Source organism: Allobosea sp. FBZP-16, assembly GCF_002831785.1.
In the GTDB taxonomy this organism is placed as follows: Bacteria; Pseudomonadota; Alphaproteobacteria; order Rhizobiales; family Beijerinckiaceae; genus Allobosea; species Allobosea lupini.
Genome location: NZ_LNCQ01000009.1, coordinates 21820 through 41755 on the forward strand (window position 1 = coordinate 21820; position 19936 = coordinate 41755).

At 67.4% G+C, this 19936-nt stretch carries 19 protein-coding genes and 2 riboswitches; of the genes, 11 read left to right on the plus strand and 8 right to left on the minus strand.

The features are described 5' to 3' along the window. The first annotated feature begins 3 nt into the window (after positions 1 to 3). On the plus strand, positions 4 to 795 hold the full coding sequence (locus CXY91_RS02255; RefSeq protein ID WP_100959135.1) for a PhzF family phenazine biosynthesis protein: 792 nt from the start codon (positions 4 to 6) through the stop codon (positions 793 to 795). A gap of 220 nt (positions 796 to 1015) precedes the next feature. Then, the gene (locus tag CXY91_RS02260; RefSeq protein ID WP_100959136.1) at positions 1016 to 2221 is read left to right on the plus strand and encodes a site-specific DNA-methyltransferase; all 1206 of its coding nucleotides are present in this window, start codon (positions 1016 to 1018) and stop codon (positions 2219 to 2221) included. Between the two features lie 53 nt (positions 2222 to 2274). Here CXY91_RS02260 and mutY read toward each other — a convergent pair whose 3' ends face one another. Next, positions 2275 to 3351 carry an A/G-specific adenine glycosylase gene (gene mutY / locus CXY91_RS02265; protein ID WP_100959137.1) on the minus strand — a complete coding sequence of 359 codons (1077 nt, stop codon included), beginning with the start codon at positions 3349 to 3351 and terminating at the stop codon, positions 2275 to 2277. Between the two features lie 96 nt (positions 3352 to 3447). Between mutY and CXY91_RS02270 the strand changes: the two genes are divergently transcribed. The 8 genes from CXY91_RS02270 (at position 3448) to CXY91_RS02305 (ending at position 11080) form a co-directional block, all read left to right on the plus strand. Then, positions 3448 to 3945 carry a DUF721 domain-containing protein gene (locus CXY91_RS02270; RefSeq protein WP_100959138.1) on the plus strand — a complete coding sequence of 166 codons (498 nt, stop codon included), beginning with the start codon at positions 3448 to 3450 and terminating at the stop codon, positions 3943 to 3945. Positions 3946 to 4027: 82 nt separating this feature from the next. Then, on the plus strand, positions 4028 to 4648 hold the full coding sequence (locus tag CXY91_RS02275; protein WP_091831793.1) for a DsbA family protein: 621 nt from the start codon (positions 4028 to 4030) through the stop codon (positions 4646 to 4648). 27 nt (positions 4649 to 4675) lie between these two features. Then, entirely contained in the window at positions 4676 to 8131 is a 3456-nt protein-coding gene (gene smc, locus CXY91_RS02280) for a chromosome segregation protein SMC (protein WP_100959139.1), read from the plus strand. 181 nt (positions 8132 to 8312) lie between these two features. Continuing rightward, on the plus strand, positions 8313 to 8822 hold the full coding sequence (locus tag CXY91_RS02285; protein WP_248307320.1) for an AtpZ/AtpI family protein: 510 nt from the start codon (positions 8313 to 8315) through the stop codon (positions 8820 to 8822). A gap of 48 nt (positions 8823 to 8870) precedes the next feature. Next, positions 8871 to 9617: a F0F1 ATP synthase subunit A gene (locus CXY91_RS02290; protein ID WP_091831799.1), complete on the plus strand. Its 747-nt coding sequence runs from the start codon at positions 8871 to 8873 to the stop codon at positions 9615 to 9617. Between the two features lie 62 nt (positions 9618 to 9679). Continuing rightward, entirely contained in the window at positions 9680 to 9907 is a 228-nt protein-coding gene (locus tag CXY91_RS02295; protein ID WP_091831801.1) for a F0F1 ATP synthase subunit C, read from the plus strand. Positions 9908 to 10034: 127 nt separating this feature from the next. After that, positions 10035 to 10589 (plus strand): F0F1 ATP synthase subunit B, encoded by a 555-nt coding sequence (locus CXY91_RS02300; protein ID WP_091831803.1) that lies wholly within the window; start codon positions 10035 to 10037, stop codon positions 10587 to 10589. An 8-nt stretch (positions 10590 to 10597) separates the two neighbouring features. Continuing rightward, a complete protein-coding gene (locus CXY91_RS02305; RefSeq protein ID WP_425285424.1) occupies positions 10598 to 11080 on the plus strand; it encodes a F0F1 ATP synthase subunit B family protein in 483 nt (160 codons plus the stop codon). Positions 11081 to 11176: 96 nt separating this feature from the next. Here CXY91_RS02305 and CXY91_RS02310 read toward each other — a convergent pair whose 3' ends face one another. The 7 genes from CXY91_RS02310 to CXY91_RS02340 all read right to left on the minus strand — a co-directional run bounded on the left by CXY91_RS02310 (position 11177) and on the right by CXY91_RS02340 (position 18677). After that, positions 11177 to 12445, minus strand: a complete 1269-nt coding sequence (locus tag CXY91_RS02310) for a L,D-transpeptidase family protein (protein WP_100959140.1) — start codon at positions 12443 to 12445, stop codon at positions 11177 to 11179. 130 nt (positions 12446 to 12575) lie between these two features. Beyond that, complete coding sequence (gcvPB, locus tag CXY91_RS02315) at positions 12576 to 14150, minus strand: aminomethyl-transferring glycine dehydrogenase subunit GcvPB (protein ID WP_100959141.1); 1575 nt, start codon at positions 14148 to 14150, stop codon at positions 12576 to 12578. Further along, complete coding sequence (gene gcvPA, locus CXY91_RS02320; protein ID WP_100959142.1) at positions 14150 to 15490, minus strand: aminomethyl-transferring glycine dehydrogenase subunit GcvPA; 1341 nt, start codon at positions 15488 to 15490, stop codon at positions 14150 to 14152. The genes gcvPB and gcvPA overlap by 1 nt, the downstream gene beginning before the upstream one ends. Before the next feature lie 174 nt (positions 15491 to 15664). Further along, a complete protein-coding gene (gene gcvH / locus CXY91_RS02325) occupies positions 15665 to 16039 on the minus strand; it encodes a glycine cleavage system protein GcvH (RefSeq protein WP_091831813.1) in 375 nt (124 codons plus the stop codon). Positions 16040 to 16065: 26 nt separating this feature from the next. Beyond that, a complete protein-coding gene (gene gcvT / locus CXY91_RS02330; protein ID WP_091831815.1) occupies positions 16066 to 17214 on the minus strand; it encodes a glycine cleavage system aminomethyltransferase GcvT in 1149 nt (382 codons plus the stop codon). A 57-nt stretch (positions 17215 to 17271) separates the two neighbouring features. Then, a riboswitch (glycine riboswitch) is annotated at positions 17272 to 17370 on the minus strand. A 4-nt stretch (positions 17371 to 17374) separates the two neighbouring features. Next, positions 17375 to 17474: riboswitch (glycine riboswitch) on the minus strand. Between the two features lie 76 nt (positions 17475 to 17550). Continuing rightward, complete coding sequence (locus CXY91_RS02335) at positions 17551 to 18171, minus strand: hypothetical protein (protein ID WP_091831818.1); 621 nt, start codon at positions 18169 to 18171, stop codon at positions 17551 to 17553. Next, positions 18168 to 18677 carry an invasion associated locus B family protein gene (locus CXY91_RS02340; RefSeq protein WP_244543751.1) on the minus strand — a complete coding sequence of 170 codons (510 nt, stop codon included), beginning with the start codon at positions 18675 to 18677 and terminating at the stop codon, positions 18168 to 18170. The genes CXY91_RS02335 and CXY91_RS02340 overlap by 4 nt, the downstream gene beginning before the upstream one ends. Positions 18678 to 19054: 377 nt before the next feature. Here CXY91_RS02340 and coxB point away from each other — a divergent pair, with 377 nt between their 5' ends. Continuing rightward, positions 19055 to 19936 carry a cytochrome c oxidase subunit II gene (gene coxB, locus CXY91_RS02345; protein WP_091831822.1) on the plus strand — a complete coding sequence of 294 codons (882 nt, stop codon included), beginning with the start codon at positions 19055 to 19057 and terminating at the stop codon, positions 19934 to 19936.

Genomic DNA, 19936 nt, shown 5'->3' on the forward strand with positions numbered 1-19936 from the left:
GTCATGCCCACCTTGACGATGCATCAGGTCGACGCGTTCACCGACAAGGTGTTCGCCGGCAACCCCGCAGCCGTCCTCATCCTGGACGACTGGCTCGCCGAGCCGACGATGCAGGCGATCGCCAATGAGAACAATCTGGCCGAGACCGCCTTCGCCCGGCCGCACGGCAGCGCTTGGGACCTGCGCTGGTTCACGCCCGTGCACGAGGTCAATTTCTGCGGCCATGCCACGCTCGCGACAGCCCATGTCCTCGCCAGTGCGCACGGCGTCTCCGGCGATATGGAATTTCTGACCCGCGTCGGCCCGATCCGGGTCTCGCGACAGGATGAAGGCTACCGGCTCGACCTGCCGGCCTTCGCGCCGGAGCCGATCGAGGCGCTGCCTTCGGTCATCGCCGCGCTTTTCCCGGTCCCACCTCGTGCGCTGTTCCGCAATTTCGAGAATGTCTTCGCCGTTCTGGCTGACGAGCAGGCCGTGCGCGCCTTCGTGCCCGACGCCGCTGCGATCGCGACTCTCGCCCCGCTCTGCTTCGGCATCACCGCGCCCGGCGAGACCTATGATTTCGTCTCGCGCTATTTCGCGCCCAGCGCCGGCATCCCGGAAGACCCCGTCACCGGCTCGATCCACGCCACCCTAGTCCCGTACTGGGCCGAAGAGCTTGGCAAAAGCCGCTTTGAGGCCTTCCAGGCTTCCGCGCGTGGCGGACACTTGAGTTGCGAGCTGGCGGGAGAGCGTGTGCTCATTACCGGCCACGCGGTGACGTTCATGAAGGCCGAAATCTACCTGCCTGACTGACCGCTGGGAGACCTGCAGAGCAGCCACCGAACTGCCGCAACGGCAGGCGGGAGCCGGTTACCCTTCCTTAATCTCCGTTACGATTTTCCAAACGTATTCAATGGGCTAGGCAAAATCTGCAGCCCCAGAATGGGACGCATTTTTTTCAACCCGGAAACCCGTCCTTTACCGTGACCAGCCAGGATCGCGAGCGTTGAAGTTGCGTAACGGTCTTGGCGTCATGAGTACCTCGCGTACCGGGACCGCCAGCGCTCCCGTCCGGATTCAGGTTTCGCGTACCGGACGGCCCGCGCTGGGGGCCCGGATGAAGGCCAAGAGCCTTCTTCCCTCTCAGATCCTCCCGCCTCGCGAGCTGCCGCTCGACCAGGTGATCGTTGGCGATTGCGTCGCCGCGATCGAGGCCCTTCCCCCCGGGAGCGTCGACCTCGTCTTTGCAGACCCGCCCTATAATCTCCAGCTCGGCGGCGATCTGCGCCGACCTGACGACAGCCTCGTCGACGCCGTCGACGACGACTGGGACAAGTTCGCCTCCTTCGCCGACTACGACGCCTTCACCCGTGCCTGGCTCACGGCCTGCCGCCGGGCGCTGAAGCCGGACGGCGCGCTCTGGGTGATCGGCTCCTATCACAACATCTTCCGCGTCGGCTCGATCCTGCAGGATCTCGGCTTCTGGATGCTGAATGACATCGTCTGGCGCAAAGCCAACCCGATGCCGAACTTCCGTGGCCGGCGCTTCACCAATGCGCATGAGACGCTGATCTGGGCGGCGCGCGGCGAAGCGTCCAAATACACCTTCCATTACGAGGCGCTGAAGGGCGGGAATGACGACCTGCAGATGCGCTCGGACTGGTATCTGCCGCTCTGCACCGGCGATGAGCGCCTGAAGGACGAGAAGGGCGCCAAGGTCCACCCGACCCAGAAGCCCGAATCGCTGCTCGCCCGCGTGCTGCTCGCGGCCAGCAATCCCGGCGACGTCGTGCTCGATCCCTTCTTCGGTACCGGCACGACCGGTGCCGTCGCCAAGGCGCTCGGCCGCCATTTCATCGGCGTCGAACGCGAAGAGGTCTATGCCAAGGCGGCCCGCGAGCGCATCGCAGCGGTTCAGCCGCTGCCGCCGGAAGCCTTCGCCACGGCGCCGTCGAAGCGCAGCGAGCCGCGCGTACCCTTCCTCAGCCTGGTCGAGGCCGGGCTGGTCAAGGCGGGCGAGACCGTCTTCGACGAGAAGCGGCGTCACAGCGCCACCATCCGCGCCGATGGCACTCTTGTACTCGGCCCGGCCGTCGGCTCGATCCACAAGGTCGGTGCGCTGGCGCAGGGGCTGCCGGCCTGCAATGGCTGGACCTTCTGGCATGTCGAGCGCGAGGGCAAAGCCATGCTGCTCGATGTCCTGCGCGGTGAGATCAGGACGCAGATGGCGGCGGCCTAGAGCCGGATTCGATCAGGTCGAGACAACCTGATCGGTGAATCCGTCTCTCACTTCTAGTCTAGAGGCCGCTGCAACTCTTCCAGTCCCGCTTCGAGCGCCTTCAGGAAGACGTTCGGAAACGCCTCGTGCTTCAATTGGTTGAACGGCGTGAAGCGCATGCCCTGCGGTGCCTGCGTCTCCAGCGGAACGCGCCCGGCGAACACCGTCAGCTCCAGCGGGAAATGCGTGAAGACGTGGCGGACCGGCAGCATCAGCCGGCGCCATGTCGCCCCCACTGGTGCGTCGCGCAGGGCGTCGTCCACCTCGTAATCCGTCCGCCAGTCGCCACCGGGCACCTCGACCATGCCGCCGAGCAAGCCCTTGGCCGGGCGGGTGCGGACCAGCACGGCACCATCGTCCCGCATCGCGACGAAGGCGGCGCCATAGCGGGTCTTGCCGGTCTTCTTCGCCGCCTTGTGCGGAAAGCTCTCCTGCGTCCCGGCGATGCGCGCCTGGCAGGGCTCACGCCAGGGGCAGAGCCCGCAGGCCGGCGAGCGCGGCGTGCAGATCGTCGCGCCCAGATCCATCAGCGCCTGCGCAAAGTCTCCAGGCCGGGCATGCGGCAGCAGCGTCAAAACCCGCTCGCGGATCAGCGGCTTGGCGGCGGGCATCTCGTCCTCGATCGCGAAGAGGCGCGTGATCACCCGCTCGACATTGCCATCGACCGCGACCGCCGGCCGGTCGAAGGCGATCGCAGCGACGGCTCCCGACGTGTAGGCGCCGATACCCGGCAAGGCGCGCAGGCCCTCCTCGGTATCGGGAAAGCGGCCGCCATGCTCATGCGCAACCGCCTTGGCGCAGGCGTGGAGATTGCGGGCGCGCGAGTAGTAACCGAGCCCGGCCCAGGCTTGCATGACGATCTCCGATGGCGCGGCGGCTAGCGCCTCGACCGTCGGAAAGCGCGCCATGAAGCGCTCGAAATAGGGCTTCACCGCCGCGATCGTGGTCTGCTGCAGCATGATCTCGGAGACCCAGACGCGGTAAGGGTCGGCCCGCTCGCCGGGCAGCGCCCGCCAGGGCAGGACGCGGCGATGGCGGTCATACCAGGCGAGGAGATCGGCGGCGCGAGGCTGGGGAGCGGAAGCGTCCATCGGACTTTGTGTAGCGCGACCGCCCGGTCAAGCAAGCATCCCGCTGTCCTGCAAACAGCTGTTTGTCGCAGGCACCCGCAGCTATAGGGTGCCTGCATGGTCGCAAAACCCCTCGCCGAACTGATCGACGACTGCCTCGCGCCCGCGCTCGCCGCCCAAGGCTTCGCCGGGCGCTCAGTCGTGGCCTTCTGGCCGGAGATCGTCGGCGAGCGGCTGGCGCAGCGCACGCGGCCGCTCAAGATCGACTGGCCGCGGCGTCGCGGTGCACCTGGTGAGCTCTCGGACCCGGCGACGCTGGTCGTGCGTGTCGAGGGCGCCTTCGCCCTGGAGATGCAGCAGCTCGGGCCACTGGTGCTGGAGCGGGTCAACAGCCATCTCGGCTGGCGCGCTGTCGGCAAGCTGGTGCTGAAGCAGGGGCCGGTCGCGCCGCTTCCCGCGCCGAGGCCCGCCCCGCCGCCGGATCCGGCAGCGCTGGCGCGGATCGAAGCACAGGTCGCCGGAGTCGAAAGCGCCGAATTGCGCGAGGCGCTGGCGCGGCTCGGGCGCGGCATCGCGCAACGGCGCCAGGTCGCAGGCGACGACACGGCTTCGTGAGCGGGAAGCAGCGAACCGATCTTGCCACAATCCTGCTGGTGACTATGGTCCGCGCAACTACTTCGTCATCAGGGATTGTCTCATGACCAGCCGCCGCCAGGTGTTGATCGGCTCAGCCGCCTTGGCCTTCTCGCCGCTTCTCGCCAGCCAGGGCGCTTCGGCCCAGACGCTTCCCGGGGTCGCCAACCCGCTCGGCGATGTCTGGCTCGGCAATGCCGACGCCAAGGTCTCGATCATCGAGTACGCCTCGCTGACCTGCAGCCACTGCGCCAATTTCCACAAGGACACCTGGCCGGCGCTGAAGGCGAAGTACATCGACACCGGCAAGGTGCGCTTCGTGCTGCGCGAGTTCCCGCTCGATCCGCTCGCCACCGCCGGCTTCATGCTGGCGCGCTGCAACGGCACCGACAAGTACTATCCGCTGACCGACCTGCTGTTCGCGCAGCAGCGCAACTGGGCCTTCACCGAAAAGCCGGTCGATGCGCTTTCGAGCCTGGTCAAGCAGGCCGGTTTCACACAGGAATCTTTCGAGGCCTGCCTGAAACGTCAGGACATTTACGACGCTGTCACGCAGGTTAAGGAAGGTGGGGCCAAGGCTGGCGTGGACTCCACCCCGACCTTCTTCATCAACGGGCAGAAGCGCTCCGGTGCACTCAGCCTCGCCGAATTCGACAAGATCCTCGAGCCGCTGCTCGGCAGCTGAGCGGTCCGGCAGCCTGATGGCGCGTCGATGCAGCTGACGCGCCTCAAGCTCGCCGGCTTCAAGACCTTCGTCGAACCGGCCGAATTCCAGATCGAGCCGGGGCTGACCGGCATTGTCGGCCCCAATGGCTGCGGCAAGTCCAATCTCGTCGAAGCCCTGCGCTGGGTGATGGGCGAAAGCTCGTTCAAGAACATGCGCGGCTCGGGCATGGACGACGTCATCTTCGGCGGTTCGTCCGAGCGCCCGGCCCGCAACATGGCCGAAGTCGCGCTCACCCTCGACAACAGCGACCGCAAGGCGCCTGCCGCCTTCAACGAGGCTGAAGTGCTCGAGGTGACGCGCCGGATCGAGCGCGAGGAGGGATCGACCTACCGGATCAACGGCAAGGAGGTGCGTGCCCGCGACGTGCAGCTCCTCTTCGCCGACGCCGCGACCGGCGCGCGCTCGCCGGCATTGGTGCGCCAGGGCCAGATCAGCGAGATCATCTCCGCCAAGCCGCAATCACGCCGGCGCATCCTCGAGGACGCCGCCGGTATCGCCGGGCTGCACAGCCGCCGGCACGAGGCGGAGCTGCGCCTCAAGGGCGCCGAGGACAATCTCAACCGGCTGGAAGACGTGCTCGCCGAGATCGACGGACAGGTCGAGGCTTTGCAACGGCAAGCGCGCCAGGCGACGCGCTATCGCAACCTCGCCTCGGACATCCGCAAGGCCGAGGCGGTGCTGGCGCTCATCGCCCATCACGAGGCGCGGACGCAGGAGGCTGTCGCCGAGCGCGCCCTCGAAGCGGCCGTGCGCGAGGTCGCCGACAGGACGGGCGTGCAGGCGCAAGCAGCCCGCTTGCAGGCAATCGCGGCGCATGAGCTGCCGGCGCTGCGCGAAGGCGAGGCCGCCGCCGCGGCGGCGCTCGTGCGCCTGAAGCGTGGTCTCGACGAGATCGAGGCCGAGAACCGCCGCGCCAAACAGCGCACCGAGGAACTGGCCAAGCGGCTCGCCGAACTGCAGAGCGATCTCGCCCGGCAGGACAGCCTCGGCAAGGATGCGAGCGATAGCCTGTCGCGCCTGACGGCCGAGGATGAGAGCCTGCGACTGGAGGGCGAGGCTGCGGCAGGTGGCAGCGTGGCCGCAGCAGCCGAACTCGCCGAGGCGGAAAAAGCACTTGCGGCGGCGGAAGCGGAGCACGCCGCGGTGCAGGCGCGCCTCTCCGAGCTCGCCGCCCGGCGCGGTGCGCTCGAACGGACCGTGCGCGAGGCGACGGAACGCGAGGCCCGACACACCGCAGAGCGCGAACGGCTGCAGCGCGACCAGGCAGCGCTCGATGCCGATGGCACCGCCGCCTCGCTCGACGGCTTGCGCGCGACGGTCGCGACCGCGGACTCCGCGATGCAAAGCGCGGATGCCGCCGCGGGCATCGCGCGCAGCGCCCTTGCGGCAGCTCGCGAGGAGGAATCGCGGCTACGCGGGCCGGTCGCAGAGGCCGATCGCAAGGCGCAGCGCCTCGAAACCGAAGTCCGGACCTTGCAGAAGCTGCTCGCTCCGGCGGCGGGTGGACGCTGGCCGGCGATCCTCGATTCGATTGTGGCGGCCAAAGGCTATGAAACGGCGCTCGGCGCGGCGCTGGGCGACGATCTCGACGCGTCGGCCGATCCGGCAGCGCCAGCGCATTGGTCCGAAAGCGGCAGCGGCGAAAGCGATCCGTCGCTTCCCGATGGCGTCGAGTCGCTCGCCAAACAAGTTCGCGGCCCGGCGGCGCTCGGCCGGCGGCTGCGCCAGATCGGCGTCGTCGCCCGGGCAGACGGCGCCGCGCTGCGGCCGAAACTGTTGCCCGGGCAGCGACTGGTCTCGCGCGAGGGCGACATCTGGCGTTGGGACGGCTTCACCAGCGCCGCCGATGCGCCCTCGCCTGCCGCCCGCCGGCTCGCCGAGAAGAACCGCCTCGGTGATCTCGAACGCGAGGCCCAGGCAGCGCGCGAAGCCTCCGAAGCGGCGCGCGACGGGCTCGACCAGGCGAGCGAGCGCACCAAGGCTGCGGCACAGGCCGAGGCGAAGGCGCTGGAGGCGATCCGCGAGGCCAGGCGCAACCTCGATCAGGCTCGCGAGCGGCTGGCCCAGGCCGAACGCAAGGCCGGCGAAACGGCGGCGCGCCGCTCGGCCCTGACCGAGGCGATCGGCCGGCTCGGCCAGAACATCGCCGATGCGCAGGCGCAGGCAGAGGCCGCGAATCAAGATATCGCCGGCCTCGCCCCGGCGCCGGAACTGGAAAGCGCCCTGCTCGCTGCGCGAGCGGAGCTAGGCGAGCGGCGCGCTGCAGCCTCCGAAGCGCGGGCGCGGGTGCAGACGCAAGGGCGCGAGGCCGAGCTGCGCAGCCGCCGGCGCGAGGCGATCGCAGGGGATCTGCGCGCCTGGCGCGAACGCGCTGCCACCAGCGAGCAGAGCGCCGCCGATACCCGCCGGCGCATCGAGACGACGGCGGCCGAGCACAAGGCGCTGCTCGAGGCACCCGACACTTTCCTGGTCGAGCGCCGCCGGCTCCTCGCCGAGATCGAGACGGCCGAGGCCAACCGGCGCACCGCTGCCGATAAGCTCGCCGCCGGTGAAGTCGCGCAGGCGGAGGCCGACCGGCAGGCGCGCTCGGCGCTGGAAGCGTTGTCGGCGGCTCGCGAGGCTCGGGCGAGCGCCGAGGCCAGGCTGGAGGCTGCGCGCCAGCGCCTCGCAGACGTGGTGCGCCAGATCGTCGATGGGCTGGAGACCGAAGTCGCCACCCTGCATCAACTCGCCGGGCTGAAGATCGGCGACACGCCACCGGATGCAGAGGATGTCGAGCGGCGGCTGGGCGGGCTCAAGGCCGAGCGCGAACGGCTGGGGGCGGTCAACCTGCGCGCCGACGACGAACTGAGCGAAGTCCAGGGCAAGCGCAGCGGCCTCGCGACCGAGCGTGACGACCTGACCGAGGCGATCCGGCGCCTGCGCCAGGCGATCGGAGCGCTCAACCGCGAAGGAAGGGAGCGGCTTCTTGCCGCATTCGAGATCGTTAACGGCCATTTCCAGCATCTGTTTGGGGTGCTGTTCGGCGGCGGCACCGCCGATCTCACGCTGGTCGATTCGGAAGACCCGCTCGAAGCCGGGCTCGAGATCATCGCGCGCCCCCCGGGCAAAAAGCCGCAGGTGATGACGCTGCTCTCCGGCGGCGAGCAGGCGCTGACCGCGACGGCGCTGATCTTCGCGGTGTTCCTGACCAACCCCTCGCCGATCTGCGTGCTCGACGAGGTCGACGCCCCGCTCGATGACGCCAATGTCGAGCGCTATTGCGACCTGCTCGAGGAGATGGCGCGCAACACCGCGACGCGCTTCATCCTGATCACCCACAACCCGATCACCATGGCCCGCATGGACCGGCTGTTCGGCGTCACCATGGCCGAGCGCGGGGTCAGCCAGATGGTCTCGGTCGACCTCGCCACGGCCGAGCGCATCCGCGAGGCGGTCTGACATTATTGCCGCGGCGCACAAGAATCGTCTCCAGGACCTGCGCCAGTCTAAAATCATTTTATTTTTCAAGGCATTAATAGCCTCCCCCTCAGCTTGACACCATATGACCCCGTCAATATGGTGCGCCCGATTTTTCCGGGTGGCGGGGCTTGTTTCATCGCACGGAACGATCGGCAATCCGATGAGCGTGCGCCACGACGATCCGGTTCCCGGATCGACTGATCAGGCAGCGCAAATCAGCGACAATTCCGGTATTGTCCGGTTCTCCAGGGGACCGAGCACGGAGGGGTCGTGTCATGACGGCGGTCGAGCGGCAATGACGGGCCAGGACGGAAAGAGTTCGGGCCCGGGGCGGCCTGCTGATGAGGATGCGAGCCTGGAAGTCCGGCTCAAATCCCTCGATGCAGGCTTGAAGCGTGCGACCAACCAGACGGAAGCCGAAATCCGGCGCGAGAGCACATCCGCCGATTCCAGCGGAATCGGGCAGGCGATGCGGCTTTCCACGGAATTCGTTGCCGGCATCATTGTCGGCGGCGGGCTCGGCTGGGCCGTCGATAAATGGCTGGGGACGGCGCCCTTCGGGATGATCGTCCTGCTTATGCTCGGTTTCGGCGCTGGCGTGATGAACGTCGTGCGCGCAGCGGGCTTGATGAAATCGCGCACTGACGATAAGTCGAGCGCGCAGAACTGAGGCTCGGTCCCGAAAGGGGCCGTCTTATGGCAGGAACAAGGGCGACAGATGGCTGGTCCGATCGAACAATTCGAGATCAAACCGATCGTGTCTCTTGGCAAGATCGGCGGAAGCGAAATCGCTTTCACCAATTCCGCCCTGTTCATGGTCGCCGCCGTCGCCATCATCGTGCTGCTGTTCGTCTATGGCACGCGCAACCGCTCGCTGGTCCCGGGCCGGCTGCAATCGCTGGCGGAGATGGGCTACGAGTTCGTAGCCAACACCGTGAAAGACTCGGCCGGCCATGACGGCATGAAGTTCATGCCGCTGGTGTTCTCGCTCTTCATGTTCGTGCTGGTCTGCAACATGCTCGGCATGATCCCGGGCGCGTTCACCGTCACCAGCCACCTGATCGTCACTGCCGCGCTCGCCGCGCTCGTGATCTTCACGGTCATCATCTACGGCATCGCCAAGCACGGCGCGCATTTCTTCGGGCTGTTCGTGCCCAAGGGCGTGCATCCGCTGATGCTGATCATCCTGGTGCCGATCGAGGTGATCTCCTTCGTTTCGCGCCCGATCAGCCTGTCGGTCCGCCTCTTCGCCAACATGCTGGCCGGCCACATCGCGCTGAAGATCTTCGCCGGCTTCGTGGCGACGCTGCTCTTCGCCGGCGGCTGGGCCATCCTCTCGCCGTTGCCGCTCGTGCTGACCGTCGCGCTGATCGCGCTGGAATTCCTGGTCGCCGGACTGCAGGCCTATGTCTTCGCCGTGCTGACCTGCATCTACCTGCACGACGCCCTGCATCCGGGCCACTGAGCGGCCCTGATCCTCAAGTTCACCCCTCGACTGTCACAACCATCCCCCTAAGGAGCATTTCCATGGATCCCGTCGCAGCCAAGTACATCGGCGCTGGTCTCGCTTGCCTCGGCATGGCCGGCGCGGGCATCGGCCTCGGCAACCTCTTCGGCCAGTTCCTCTCGGGCGCCCTGCGCAACCCGTCGGCGGCCGACGGCCAGCGCGGCACCCTGCTGCTCGGCTTCGCGCTGACCGAAGCGCTCGGCATCTTCTCGCTGCTGATCGCGCTGCTGCTGCTCTTCGCGGTCTGATCGCGAAAACGACCAGAGCCTGCCGCAGGCGACGGCCCTCATAGGGCGTCACGCGGCAGGCTCCCGCCTCCCTTCCCATATCGCCGTGCGAACCGTCCGGGCTCGTGCGGCCGGATGAGGTTCAGTGATGGCAGCGCCAGCCACGACCACCGGAACGACCGCCCATGGCGGCGCGGCTCCCGCCCATGGCGGCGGCTTCCCGCCGTTCCAGGGTGAAACCTTCGCCTCGCAGCTGCTCTGGCTGGCGATTACCTTCGGCTTCCTCTACTGGCTCGCCGCCAAGGTCATCGTGCCGCGCCTCGGCGGCATCCTCGAGGACCGCGCCAACAAGATCGGCAACGATCTCGACGAGGCGGCCGCGATGAAAGCCAAGGCCGAAGAGGCCGGCCAGGCCTATGAGAAGTCCCTTGCCGAAGCCCGCGCCAAGTCGCAGGCCATCGCGCAGGAGACGCGCGAGAAGGTCAACGCCGACAGCGCTGCGCGGCGCAAGACGGTCGAGGCCGATCTTTCCGCCAAGCTCGCCGATGCGGAGGCCAAGATCGTCGCCACCAAGACCGAGGCGATGAGCCATGTCGATGCGATCGCCGCAGACGCGGCCGGCGCCATCGTCAGCCATCTGACCGGAACGGCTCCGGCCCCGGCCGACGCCGCCAAGGCGGTCAAGACCGCGCTGGGAGGCTGAGCACCATGTTGAGCAATCCGACCTTCTGGGTTCTCGTCTCGACCGTCATCTTCCTTGCCATGGCGGTGAAGATGGGTGCTCTCAAGGGCCTCACCGGCGCGCTCGACGCTCGCGGCGAGCTCGTCGCCCGTGAGCTCGCCGAGGCCCGCCGCCTGCGCCACGAGGCCGAGCTGCTGCTCGCCGAGTTCGAAGGCAAGCGCAAGGCGGCCGAGGCCGAGGCCGAGGCGATCGTCGCCAACGCCAAGGACGAGGCCCAGCGCCTCGCCAAGGACGCCGAGGAGAAGCTGGCTGAGTTCGTCACGCGCCGGACCAAGTCGGCGCAGGACAAGATCGCCCAGGCCGAGACGCAGGCCACCGCCGAGGTCCGTGCTGCTGCAGCCGAGGCTGCGACGCGCGCCGCCGAGGTCATCCTGCGTGGCCAGGTCGCCGGCAAGGCCGGTGCCGACCTGATCGCCGCCGGTCTCAAGGATGTCCGCGCCAAGCTCAACTGAGCCGCTGCGACATCACGAGAAACGAAAACGCCGCGGTCTTCGGACCGCGGCGTTTTTCATGTGAGCTCCAGGAAACGGAAAGAGCAGCGCCCTGTCCTACTGGATGGCGACGGCCGCCGGGACAGCTGGCCGGACGACCGGCTGGGGCAGCTTGGCCGTGGCGGGCGCTGCCTCTGTCGGAGCGACGACCGGCTTTGGCTTGGGCCGGCGCGGCTGGATCGTCGAGGTGACGATGCCCTGCGGCGTGTCGAGCCCATAGATGTCGTCGCGGAACTGCACCAGCCCCTCGGCATCCTGCCAGCCGGTCATGTAGACCCAGGCGACCGGCACCGCCTTCTTCAGCGCGATATTCTTGCGCTCGCCCTTGGCGATCTCGGCCTCGATCGCCGGCTGGTTCCACTCGGTGCCTTCGAGCAACCAGGCCGCCAGATCACGCACGCCTTCGATGCGGGCACAGCCGGATGAGTTGAAGCGGACATCGTTGCGGAACAGCGACTTCTTCGGCGTGTCATGCATGTAGACCGCCTCGCTGTTCGGCATGTCGATCTTGAGCTGGCCGAGCGAGTTGGTCGGGCCCGGCTCCTGCCGGACATAGAAATAGGGGTTGCTCAGGCTAGCCCAGTTGACGCTCGCCGGGTCGATCTCGCGGTTCTCCGCGCCGAGCAGCTTCATGTTGGATTTGGCGATGAAGCCGGGATCCTTGCGCATATGCGGGATGATGTCGGCCTTCACGATCGACATCGGCACCGTCCAGTAGGGATTGAGGTTGACCGAGGTGATGCTGGCCTGGAGCACTGGCGAGGGCCGGTCGGGCCGGCCGACGATGGCGAGGTGGCGGCGCTGGACGACACCGCCATCCACCGCCTCGGCACTGGCGCCGGGGATGTTCACCACGACATAGCGACCGGTGAAGCTGAAGCCGTTGCCCTTGAGCCGCTCCAGCGTGGCCGTGAGCTGGTTGAGACGCACTTCCACCGGTACGTTCAGCGCCTTCAGGGTGAGGCGGCCGACGGTACCGAGATCGGACAAGCCATGGCGGCGCTGGAAGCGCTTCACCGCAGCGACGACGGCCGCGTCATAGACATCGCCAGGCAAGGCGTCGGGCGGCAGATCGCCGCTCAGCATCAGGCGCTGCTTGAGCAGCGCGACATCTGGCCCCTGCGAATCGGGTTTCAGCGCGCTCGCCGAACCGGGAACCTTCGGCCAGCCGCCGCGGCCGGCGATATCCTCATGCGTGATCAGCGCCTCGAGCGTGCGGTCATAGGTCTTGGGGCCATAGCCCGGCTCCTCGGCGCGGGAGGCCGAGAGCATCGCCGCGAAAGAGACCGCGGCGGCGAGCATATGGCGAAGGCGAACGCGATACATGGGCGAGCTTCCAAGGCGCGAGGATACACGCCGTCGGAAGCTTCCCTCGCATATGGTCAAGGAAGACTTAAGGCAGCCGGCTCGGGTGACGAAAGGGCAGGAGCAACCGGCCCTGCCCTCTCGACAGGTGTTACTCCGCCGCTTCCTTCACGGGCGCGGGCTTTTCCCATTTCAGCACCGGCTGGCGCGCGGCCCTGGTCTCGTCGAGACGGCGCATCGGGGCGTGATGGGGAGCCGCGGTGAAGCGGCTCTTGTCGTTGCCCTTGGCGGCGATGGCGAGGTCGCGCAGCGTCGCGATGAACAGGTCGAGCGAGGCCTTCGATTCGGACTCGGTCGGCTCGATCAGCATGGCGCCGTGGACGACGAGCGGGAAATACACCGTCATCGGGTGGTAGCCCTCGTCGATCATCGCCTTGGCGAAGTCGAGCGTGGTAACGCCGGTGCCCTTCAGCCAGTCGTCGTCGAACAACGCCTCATGCATCGAGGGGTGATCCGGGAAGGGCAGCGACATCAGGTCGGCGAGGCCGGCGCGGATGTAGTTGGCATTGAGCACGGCATCTTCCGACGCCTGCTTCATGCCGTCGGCGCCATGGCTCAGCATGTAGGCCAGTGCCCGGACATACATGCCCATCTGGCCGTGGAAGGCGGTCATGCGACCGAACGGGTCGCTGCCCTCGGGCGCATCGGCCTTGTGCTCGACGAGACGCGACTTGCCGCCCTCGACATGGATGAACGGCACCGGCGCGTACGGCGCCAGCCGCTCCGACAGCACGACCGGCCCTGCGCCCGGGCCGCCGCCGCCATGCGGGGTCGAGAAGGTCTTGTGCAGGTTGATATGCATGGCATCGACGCCGAGATCGCCCGGTCGCGCCTTGCCGACGATCGCGTTGAAGTTGGCGCCGTCGCAGTAGAAATAGGCACCTGCCTCATGCATCGCCGCGGCGATCTCGACGATCTGCGGCTCGAAGATGCCGCAGGTGTTGGGGTTGGTCAGCATGATCGCGGCAACGTCGGGGCCGAGCAGGGCCTTGACGTCCTCGACCGCGACGGTGCCGTCCGGACGGGCCGGAACGGCCTTCACCGAAAAGCCGATCAGCGCGGCGGTCGCCGGGTTGGTGCCGTGAGCCGATTCAGGGACCAGCACGACAGTGCGGGTCGCACCCTCGCCCTTGGCGGCGATCGCAGCCTTGATCGCCATCATGCCGCAGGCTTCGCCATGAGCACCGGCCTTGGGCGACAGCGCCACGGCCGGCATGCCGGTCAGCGTCATCAGGTAGCGGGCGAGCTCGAGCATGACGTCTAGGGCGCCCGGCACGGTCGATGTGGGCTGCAGCGGATGCACGTCGGAGAAACCCGGCAGCCGCGCCACCTTCTCGTTGAGGCGGGCATTGTGCTTCATCGTGCAGGAGCCGAGCGGGAAGAGCCCGGTGTCGATGCCGTAGTTCTTCTGGCTGAGGCGCACATAATGGCGCATCGTCTCCGGCTCGGAGAGGCCGGGCAGGCCGATCTCACCCTGGCGGGCATGCTTGCCGAGGCGGCTCTTGAACGGCGCAGGCTTGTCGATGTCGACGCCGGTCGTCTCGTGATGGCCGATCTCGAAGATCAGCGGCTCGATCTGCTGGAGCGCGCGGTTGCCGGTGAAGGTCTCATGGACCTCGGCGGAAGCTTCACCAGCCTGGCTGGGACGTCCCTGACGGTTCAGCATCACAGCACCTCCGCGAGCGCCGCCACGAAGGCCGCCCGATCCTCATCCGTGTTCACTTCGGTATTGGCGACGATCAGGAGATCGTCGAGCCCGGCGCCCGGCAGAAGCCGAGAGACAGGCACGCCAGCCAGGATGCCCCTGGCGGCGAGCGCTTCGGCCACCTCTGCCGCCGGCTTGGCGAGCTTCACGGTAAACTCGTTGAAGAAGCTCTCGTTGAGGATTTCGGCACCTTTCACGCCGGACAGCGCGTCGGCGAGCTTCACCGCATTGGCGTGGTTGACCTCGGCGAGCCGGGTCAGGCCGGCCTGGCCGAGCAGCGTCATGTGAATGGTGAAGGCCAGCACGCAGAGGCCGGAATTGGTGCAGATGTTCGAGGTCGCCTTGTCGCGGCGGATGTGCTGCTCGCGGGTCGAGAGCGTCAGCACGAAACCGCGGCGGCCATCGGCATCGACCGTCTCGCCGCAGAGCCGGCCCGGCATCTGGCGGATGTATTTCGACTTGGCGGCGAAAAGGCCGACATAGGGGCCACCGAAGTTCAGCGCGTTGCCGATCGACTGGCCCTCGCCGACGACGATGTCCGCATCCTGCGCACCCGGCGGCGTCACCGCGCCCAGCGAGACGACCTCGGTGAAGACCGCGATCAGGAGCGCGCCATGGGCGTGCGCCTTGTCGGCGATCGGCTTGAGATCGCGCAGATTGCCGAAGACGTCGGGCGACTGCACCACGACGCAGGAGACGCTGTCGTCGATCGCAGCGAGAATGTCCTCGGTGGCGCGGATGTCGGGCTTCAGCGCCACGACCTCGTCGTTCGCCATCTCCGACAGCGTCTCGACGACCTGGGTGTAGTGCGGGTGCAGTCCGCCGGAGAGCACGGCCTTGCGCCGCCTGGTGACGCGATGCGCCATCAGCACCGCTTCGGCCGTGCCGGTCGAGCCGTCATACATCGAGGCGTTTGCGACCTCCATGCCGGTCAGGGCCGCGACCTGGGTCTGGAACTCGAACAGATATTGCAGCGTGCCCTGCGCGATCTCCGGCTGGTAGGGGGTATAGCTGGTCAGGAACTCCGAGCGCTGGATCAGGTGATCGACCGTCGCGGGGACATGGTGCTTGTACGCACCGGCCCCGACGAAGAACGGCACCGAGCCGGCCGCCGTGTTCTTCGACGACATCTTGCCGAGGATGCGCTCGACCTCGAGCTCGCCCTTGGCGCGCGGCAGGTCGAGCGGTTCTGTCAGCAGCTTGCCGCTCGGCACGTCGGAGAAGAGCGCATCGACATCGGTTACGCCGATGCGCGCGAGCATGTCCTCGCGGTCGGTCTCGGTCAGGGGGAGATAGCGCATGGAGGTTCCGTTCTCTGATACGGTCGCGACCGTTCAAAACTGCGAGGTCGTCCCGGGCGACCGGAGGGCGACCCGGGCGACCGGAGGGCGACCCGGGACCCATGCCGGAGCGGTTCAGGCATGGGTCCCGGATCAGCGCCGCTACGCGGCTTGTCCGGGACGACTCGGTGAGGGTCAGAGCGTCTTGACGTAGTCCTGGTACTCGGCCTCGCTCAGCAGGCCGTCGAGCTCTCCCGTGTTGGTGAGCTTGATCTTGACGAACCAGCCCTTGCCGGCCGGATCCTCGTTGACGGTGCCCGGCGCGGCCTCGAGCTCGCTGTTGACGGCGACGACTTCGCCGGAGACCGGCGCATAGACCTCGGACGCCGCCTTGACGCTCTCGACGACGGCGGCTTCCCCGCCCTTGCTCAGCGCCTTGCCGACGCTCGGCAGCTCGACGAAGACGACGTCGCCGAGCTGGCCTTGGGCGTAGTCGGTGATGCCGACCGTGCCGGTGTCGCCCTCGACGCGGATGTATTCGTGGTCCTTGGTGTAGCGGGTCTCGGCCATGGTTTCCTCCGACGGAAAAGGTGGGTTCAGCGCTTGTAGCGGTTGGGGACGAAAGGCATCGCGGCGATGGTCGCCGGCAGCGGCTTGCCGCGCACGATCAGGTCGAGCTTCGTGCCGGGAGCGGAATGCTCCTTGGCGACATAGCCCATGGCGCAGGGACCGTTCAGGGTCGGGCCGAATCCGCCCGAAGTGACCTTGCCGACGATGGTGCCGTCGGCGGTCGCGATATCGGCGCCCTCGCGGGCCGGAGCCCGGCCTTCCGGCAGCAGGCCGACGCGGACGCGCGAGACCCCCTCGGCGAATTCGCGCTGGATGCGGGCCGCGCCCGGGAAGCCGCCCTCCTCGCGCCGGCGCTTCTGGATCGACCAGTTGAGCGCCGCCTCGACGGGCGAGGTCGTGGCGTCGATGTCATGGCCATAAAGACACAAGCCGGCTTCCAGCCGCAGCGAATCGCGCGCGCCGAGGCCGATCGGCTTCACGCGTGCATCGAGCAGGAGCGCATCCCAGATCTCGCCGATCCGGTCGGCCGCGGCGGAGATCTCGTAGCCGTCCTCGCCGGTATAGCCGGAGCGGCTGACATTGGCCTTGACGCCGCCGAGCTTCAGCGTGCGCAAGGTCATGAAGCCCATCTCGGCGGCCTCGGGATTGAGCGCCGCCAGCGCTTCCTCCGCCTTCGGCCCCTGCAGGGCGATCAGGCCACGATGCTCCGCCTTGACCAGCTTCACATTGGCCGGCAGCCGCGCCTCGATATGGGCATAGTCCTGCGTCTTGCAGGCGGCGTTGACGACGAGCAGCAGCGCGCCGTCCTCGTCCGGATCGGCCGAGCGCGTCACCATCAGATCGTCGAGGATGCCGCCCTCCTCGTTCAGCAGCTGCGAATAGCGCTGCTTGCCCGGCGGCAGGTTGACGATGTCGGCCGGGATCAGCGCTTCCAGCGCGCGGGCCGTGGTCTCGTGGTCGGGACCGACGAGGAAGGCCTGGCCCATATGCGAGACATCGAACAGGCCGGCGCTCTCGCGCGTCCAGTTGTGCTCGGCCATGATCCCGGCAGGGTACTGGACCGGCATGTCGTAGCCGGCGAACGGCACCATGCGCGCGCCCAGCGTGACATGGCGGGCGTGGAACGGCGTCTTGAGCAGCGGCTCGGTGCTTGCAGTCTCGGCTTCGGCAGCCATGGCATCCCTTCCAGAGTCGAGCGCGAGCCCCGGACGGATTCGTCCGGAGCGCGCCCCCTCTGTCTCGGGACCTGAGAGATTTCCCCGCCCGGCCGAAGCCTTGGGCGAGTTACCCCCGTCGGTGGGCGGGCTTCAAAAGCCAGCCTCTTTCCAGAGCGCCAATTCCCACGCGGTCCGTTTGCCTGAGCGTTTCCGGGGCGGTTGCGCCTTCGGCGCCGGGTCCGGACAAGTCCGGTCCCGGTCTCTCCCGCGGGGATGATGCGGCTGAGCCAGCAATAGACGAGCGAGGAGCCGAGTCAATCGGCCCGCCCGCGTGAATTTAGGGCAGCGTGCCGCCTATCTGCGCCGGCGCCGGGCCGGCTCGCCTCCGCCGCCCGGATTCAGGCCGACGATGATCTCGACCTCGCCGGACCCTGCGGGAACCGAGATGTTGCTCTCGACATGCGAGAAATCGGCACCGGTCTGGCCACTGGGGATGGCGCCGCCGACGCGGGAACTGCGGCGCGCGATCACCTGGTTGTTGCGCATCACCTGCGTGTACAGCGTCGCGCCATAATTGCCGGGACTGCCGGCTGGTCCGATCAGGATACGCCCTTCGACGCCGACCTTGAGAGTGAAGGCGCCATCCTTGCCGATCGGCGTGCATTCACGCGCGACCGTGTTGATCGAGACCTGGCTGCGCAGGCTGCTGCTGTCCTGGCCCGACTGGGCGCGGATCGCCGCGCCACCATCGGAAATGATCACCTGCGGGCAGATGAAGTTCGCCTCGTCGTCCTGCGGCAGCTGGTCGACCGGCGGCGGGGTGGTCGACTGGAACATCAGGATATTGCCGAGCTTCTGCGTGGCGCTGGGCTCGCCGGTGCTCGACGATCCGGAAGAGCCGCAGCCGGCAAGCGCGAACGCAAGGCCGGCGGGCAGAATGAACCGGCCGAAACGGCCAGCAAAGCGATCAATCACGGCAAAGCCTCCACACCAGGGCCGAATCCGTTGAGCGAAACCGGGATTCCAACCCCTTCCTCCGGCGTCTGAAACACGATGAATGTGGCGCTCTTACCAGTCTTGAGCTGGCCGAGCAGCGTATCGTCCATCACCACCTCGGCGACGCAGCCGGTGGTCAGGCAGCGCACGAAGCCGGCGCGGCCAATATCCTTGTCGTCGATCTTGAGACCGAGGCCGGAGGGGAGCAGGACGCCAAGCGGGGCGACCACGCGCAGCAGACGGCTCTTCTGGTCGGCCGTCTTCAGCACGATGACGAGCAGCGTCAGATTCGGGCGGTCCTCGGCGGCGACGTTCTGAACGAGCGCGCATTGCTCGGCCTTGGCGCCGGGGGGCGTCTCGCAGCGCATCTGCCAATCGCCATGGGTGGAACGTACCGCGCCTTGCGCCTGGGCCGGCGTGGCCGAGAGCCAGCCGCAGCCGATGACGGCGAGCGCCGCGGCCACGGGACCGATCAATGAGCGCATCCCTGTCATCCTCTCCTTACAGGTGTGGGAATGTGCGCACACCCACACCGAAACGGCGCCCCCGCCACGCGAGAATGCGTTCCGACCATGCGTCCCGATTCCTGTCAAGGCGAAGGATCACGTGCGTCCGCGCGGCAGACTCGTGGCGGACTCCCTGCAAACAGCGCAGATCGACCGCCCGACACCCATGCGCTCGTCGCGTACTTATGCCGCACGGGCTGCGTCACAGCCTTTCATTGCCCCACTGGCGCAAGCGTGATCTTTGATTTATCGCAATGCCGAAGAACCGGGCCGGTCAGACGTGGCCGCCCCGGCGCGCGCCTGTCTTAAGCTGACGAAGGCGGATCGCGCGGCATCAAAGGAGCTATGTCGGACCGATGCGATTTGTGACCACTCCTCTCAGGAACGCGCTGGCGGCCCTTGCTGCTGCCCTGGTAGCGTTTTCGCCGGCCGTCGCATCGGCCCAGAACGGCATGCCGCAGCCTTGGGAGATCAATCTCCAGCCGGCCAATTCCGAGGTGATGACGTTCATCCACTGGTTCCATGACTGGGTGAACGTCCTCATCTTCATCATCACGCTCTTCGTGCTTGGTTTGCTGATCTACGTCGCCTGGCGCTTCAACGAGAAGCGCAACCCGGTCGCCTCGAAGACGACGCACCACGCGCTGCTCGAGGTCGCCTGGACGATCGTCCCGGTCCTGATCCTGGTCGTGATCGCCATTCCCTCGTTCCGCCTGCTCAAGCTGCAGCTGGAGATTCCGCAGGCCGACATGACCGTGAAGGTCACCGGCAAGCAGTGGTACTGGTCCTATGAGTATCCGCAGGACGGCGGCAGCTTCGGCTTCGATTCGCTGATGCTCGACGAGAAGCAGCGCGCCGAGGCAATCTCGTCGAAGAAGATTGCCGAGGCCGAGGCGCCGCGCCTGCTCGCCGTCGACAACGAAGCGGTGGTGCCGGTCGGCAAGATCGTGCGCGTGCAGGTCACCGGCGCCGACGTCATCCACAAGTTCGCGCTGCCCGCCTTCGGCGTGAAGATCGACGCCATCCCCGGCCGCCTGAACGAAACCTGGTTCAAGGCCGATCGCGAAGGCATCTTCTACGGCCAGTGCTCGTTCATCTGCGGCCAGAACCACGCCTTCATGCCGATCGCCATCCGCGTCGTCAGCCAGGAGCGCTACACGGCCTGGCTCGCGGAAGCGAAGCAGAAGTTCGCCAATGCGGCCGACGCCACCAGCAAGGTCGCCGAAGCGACCCGCTGA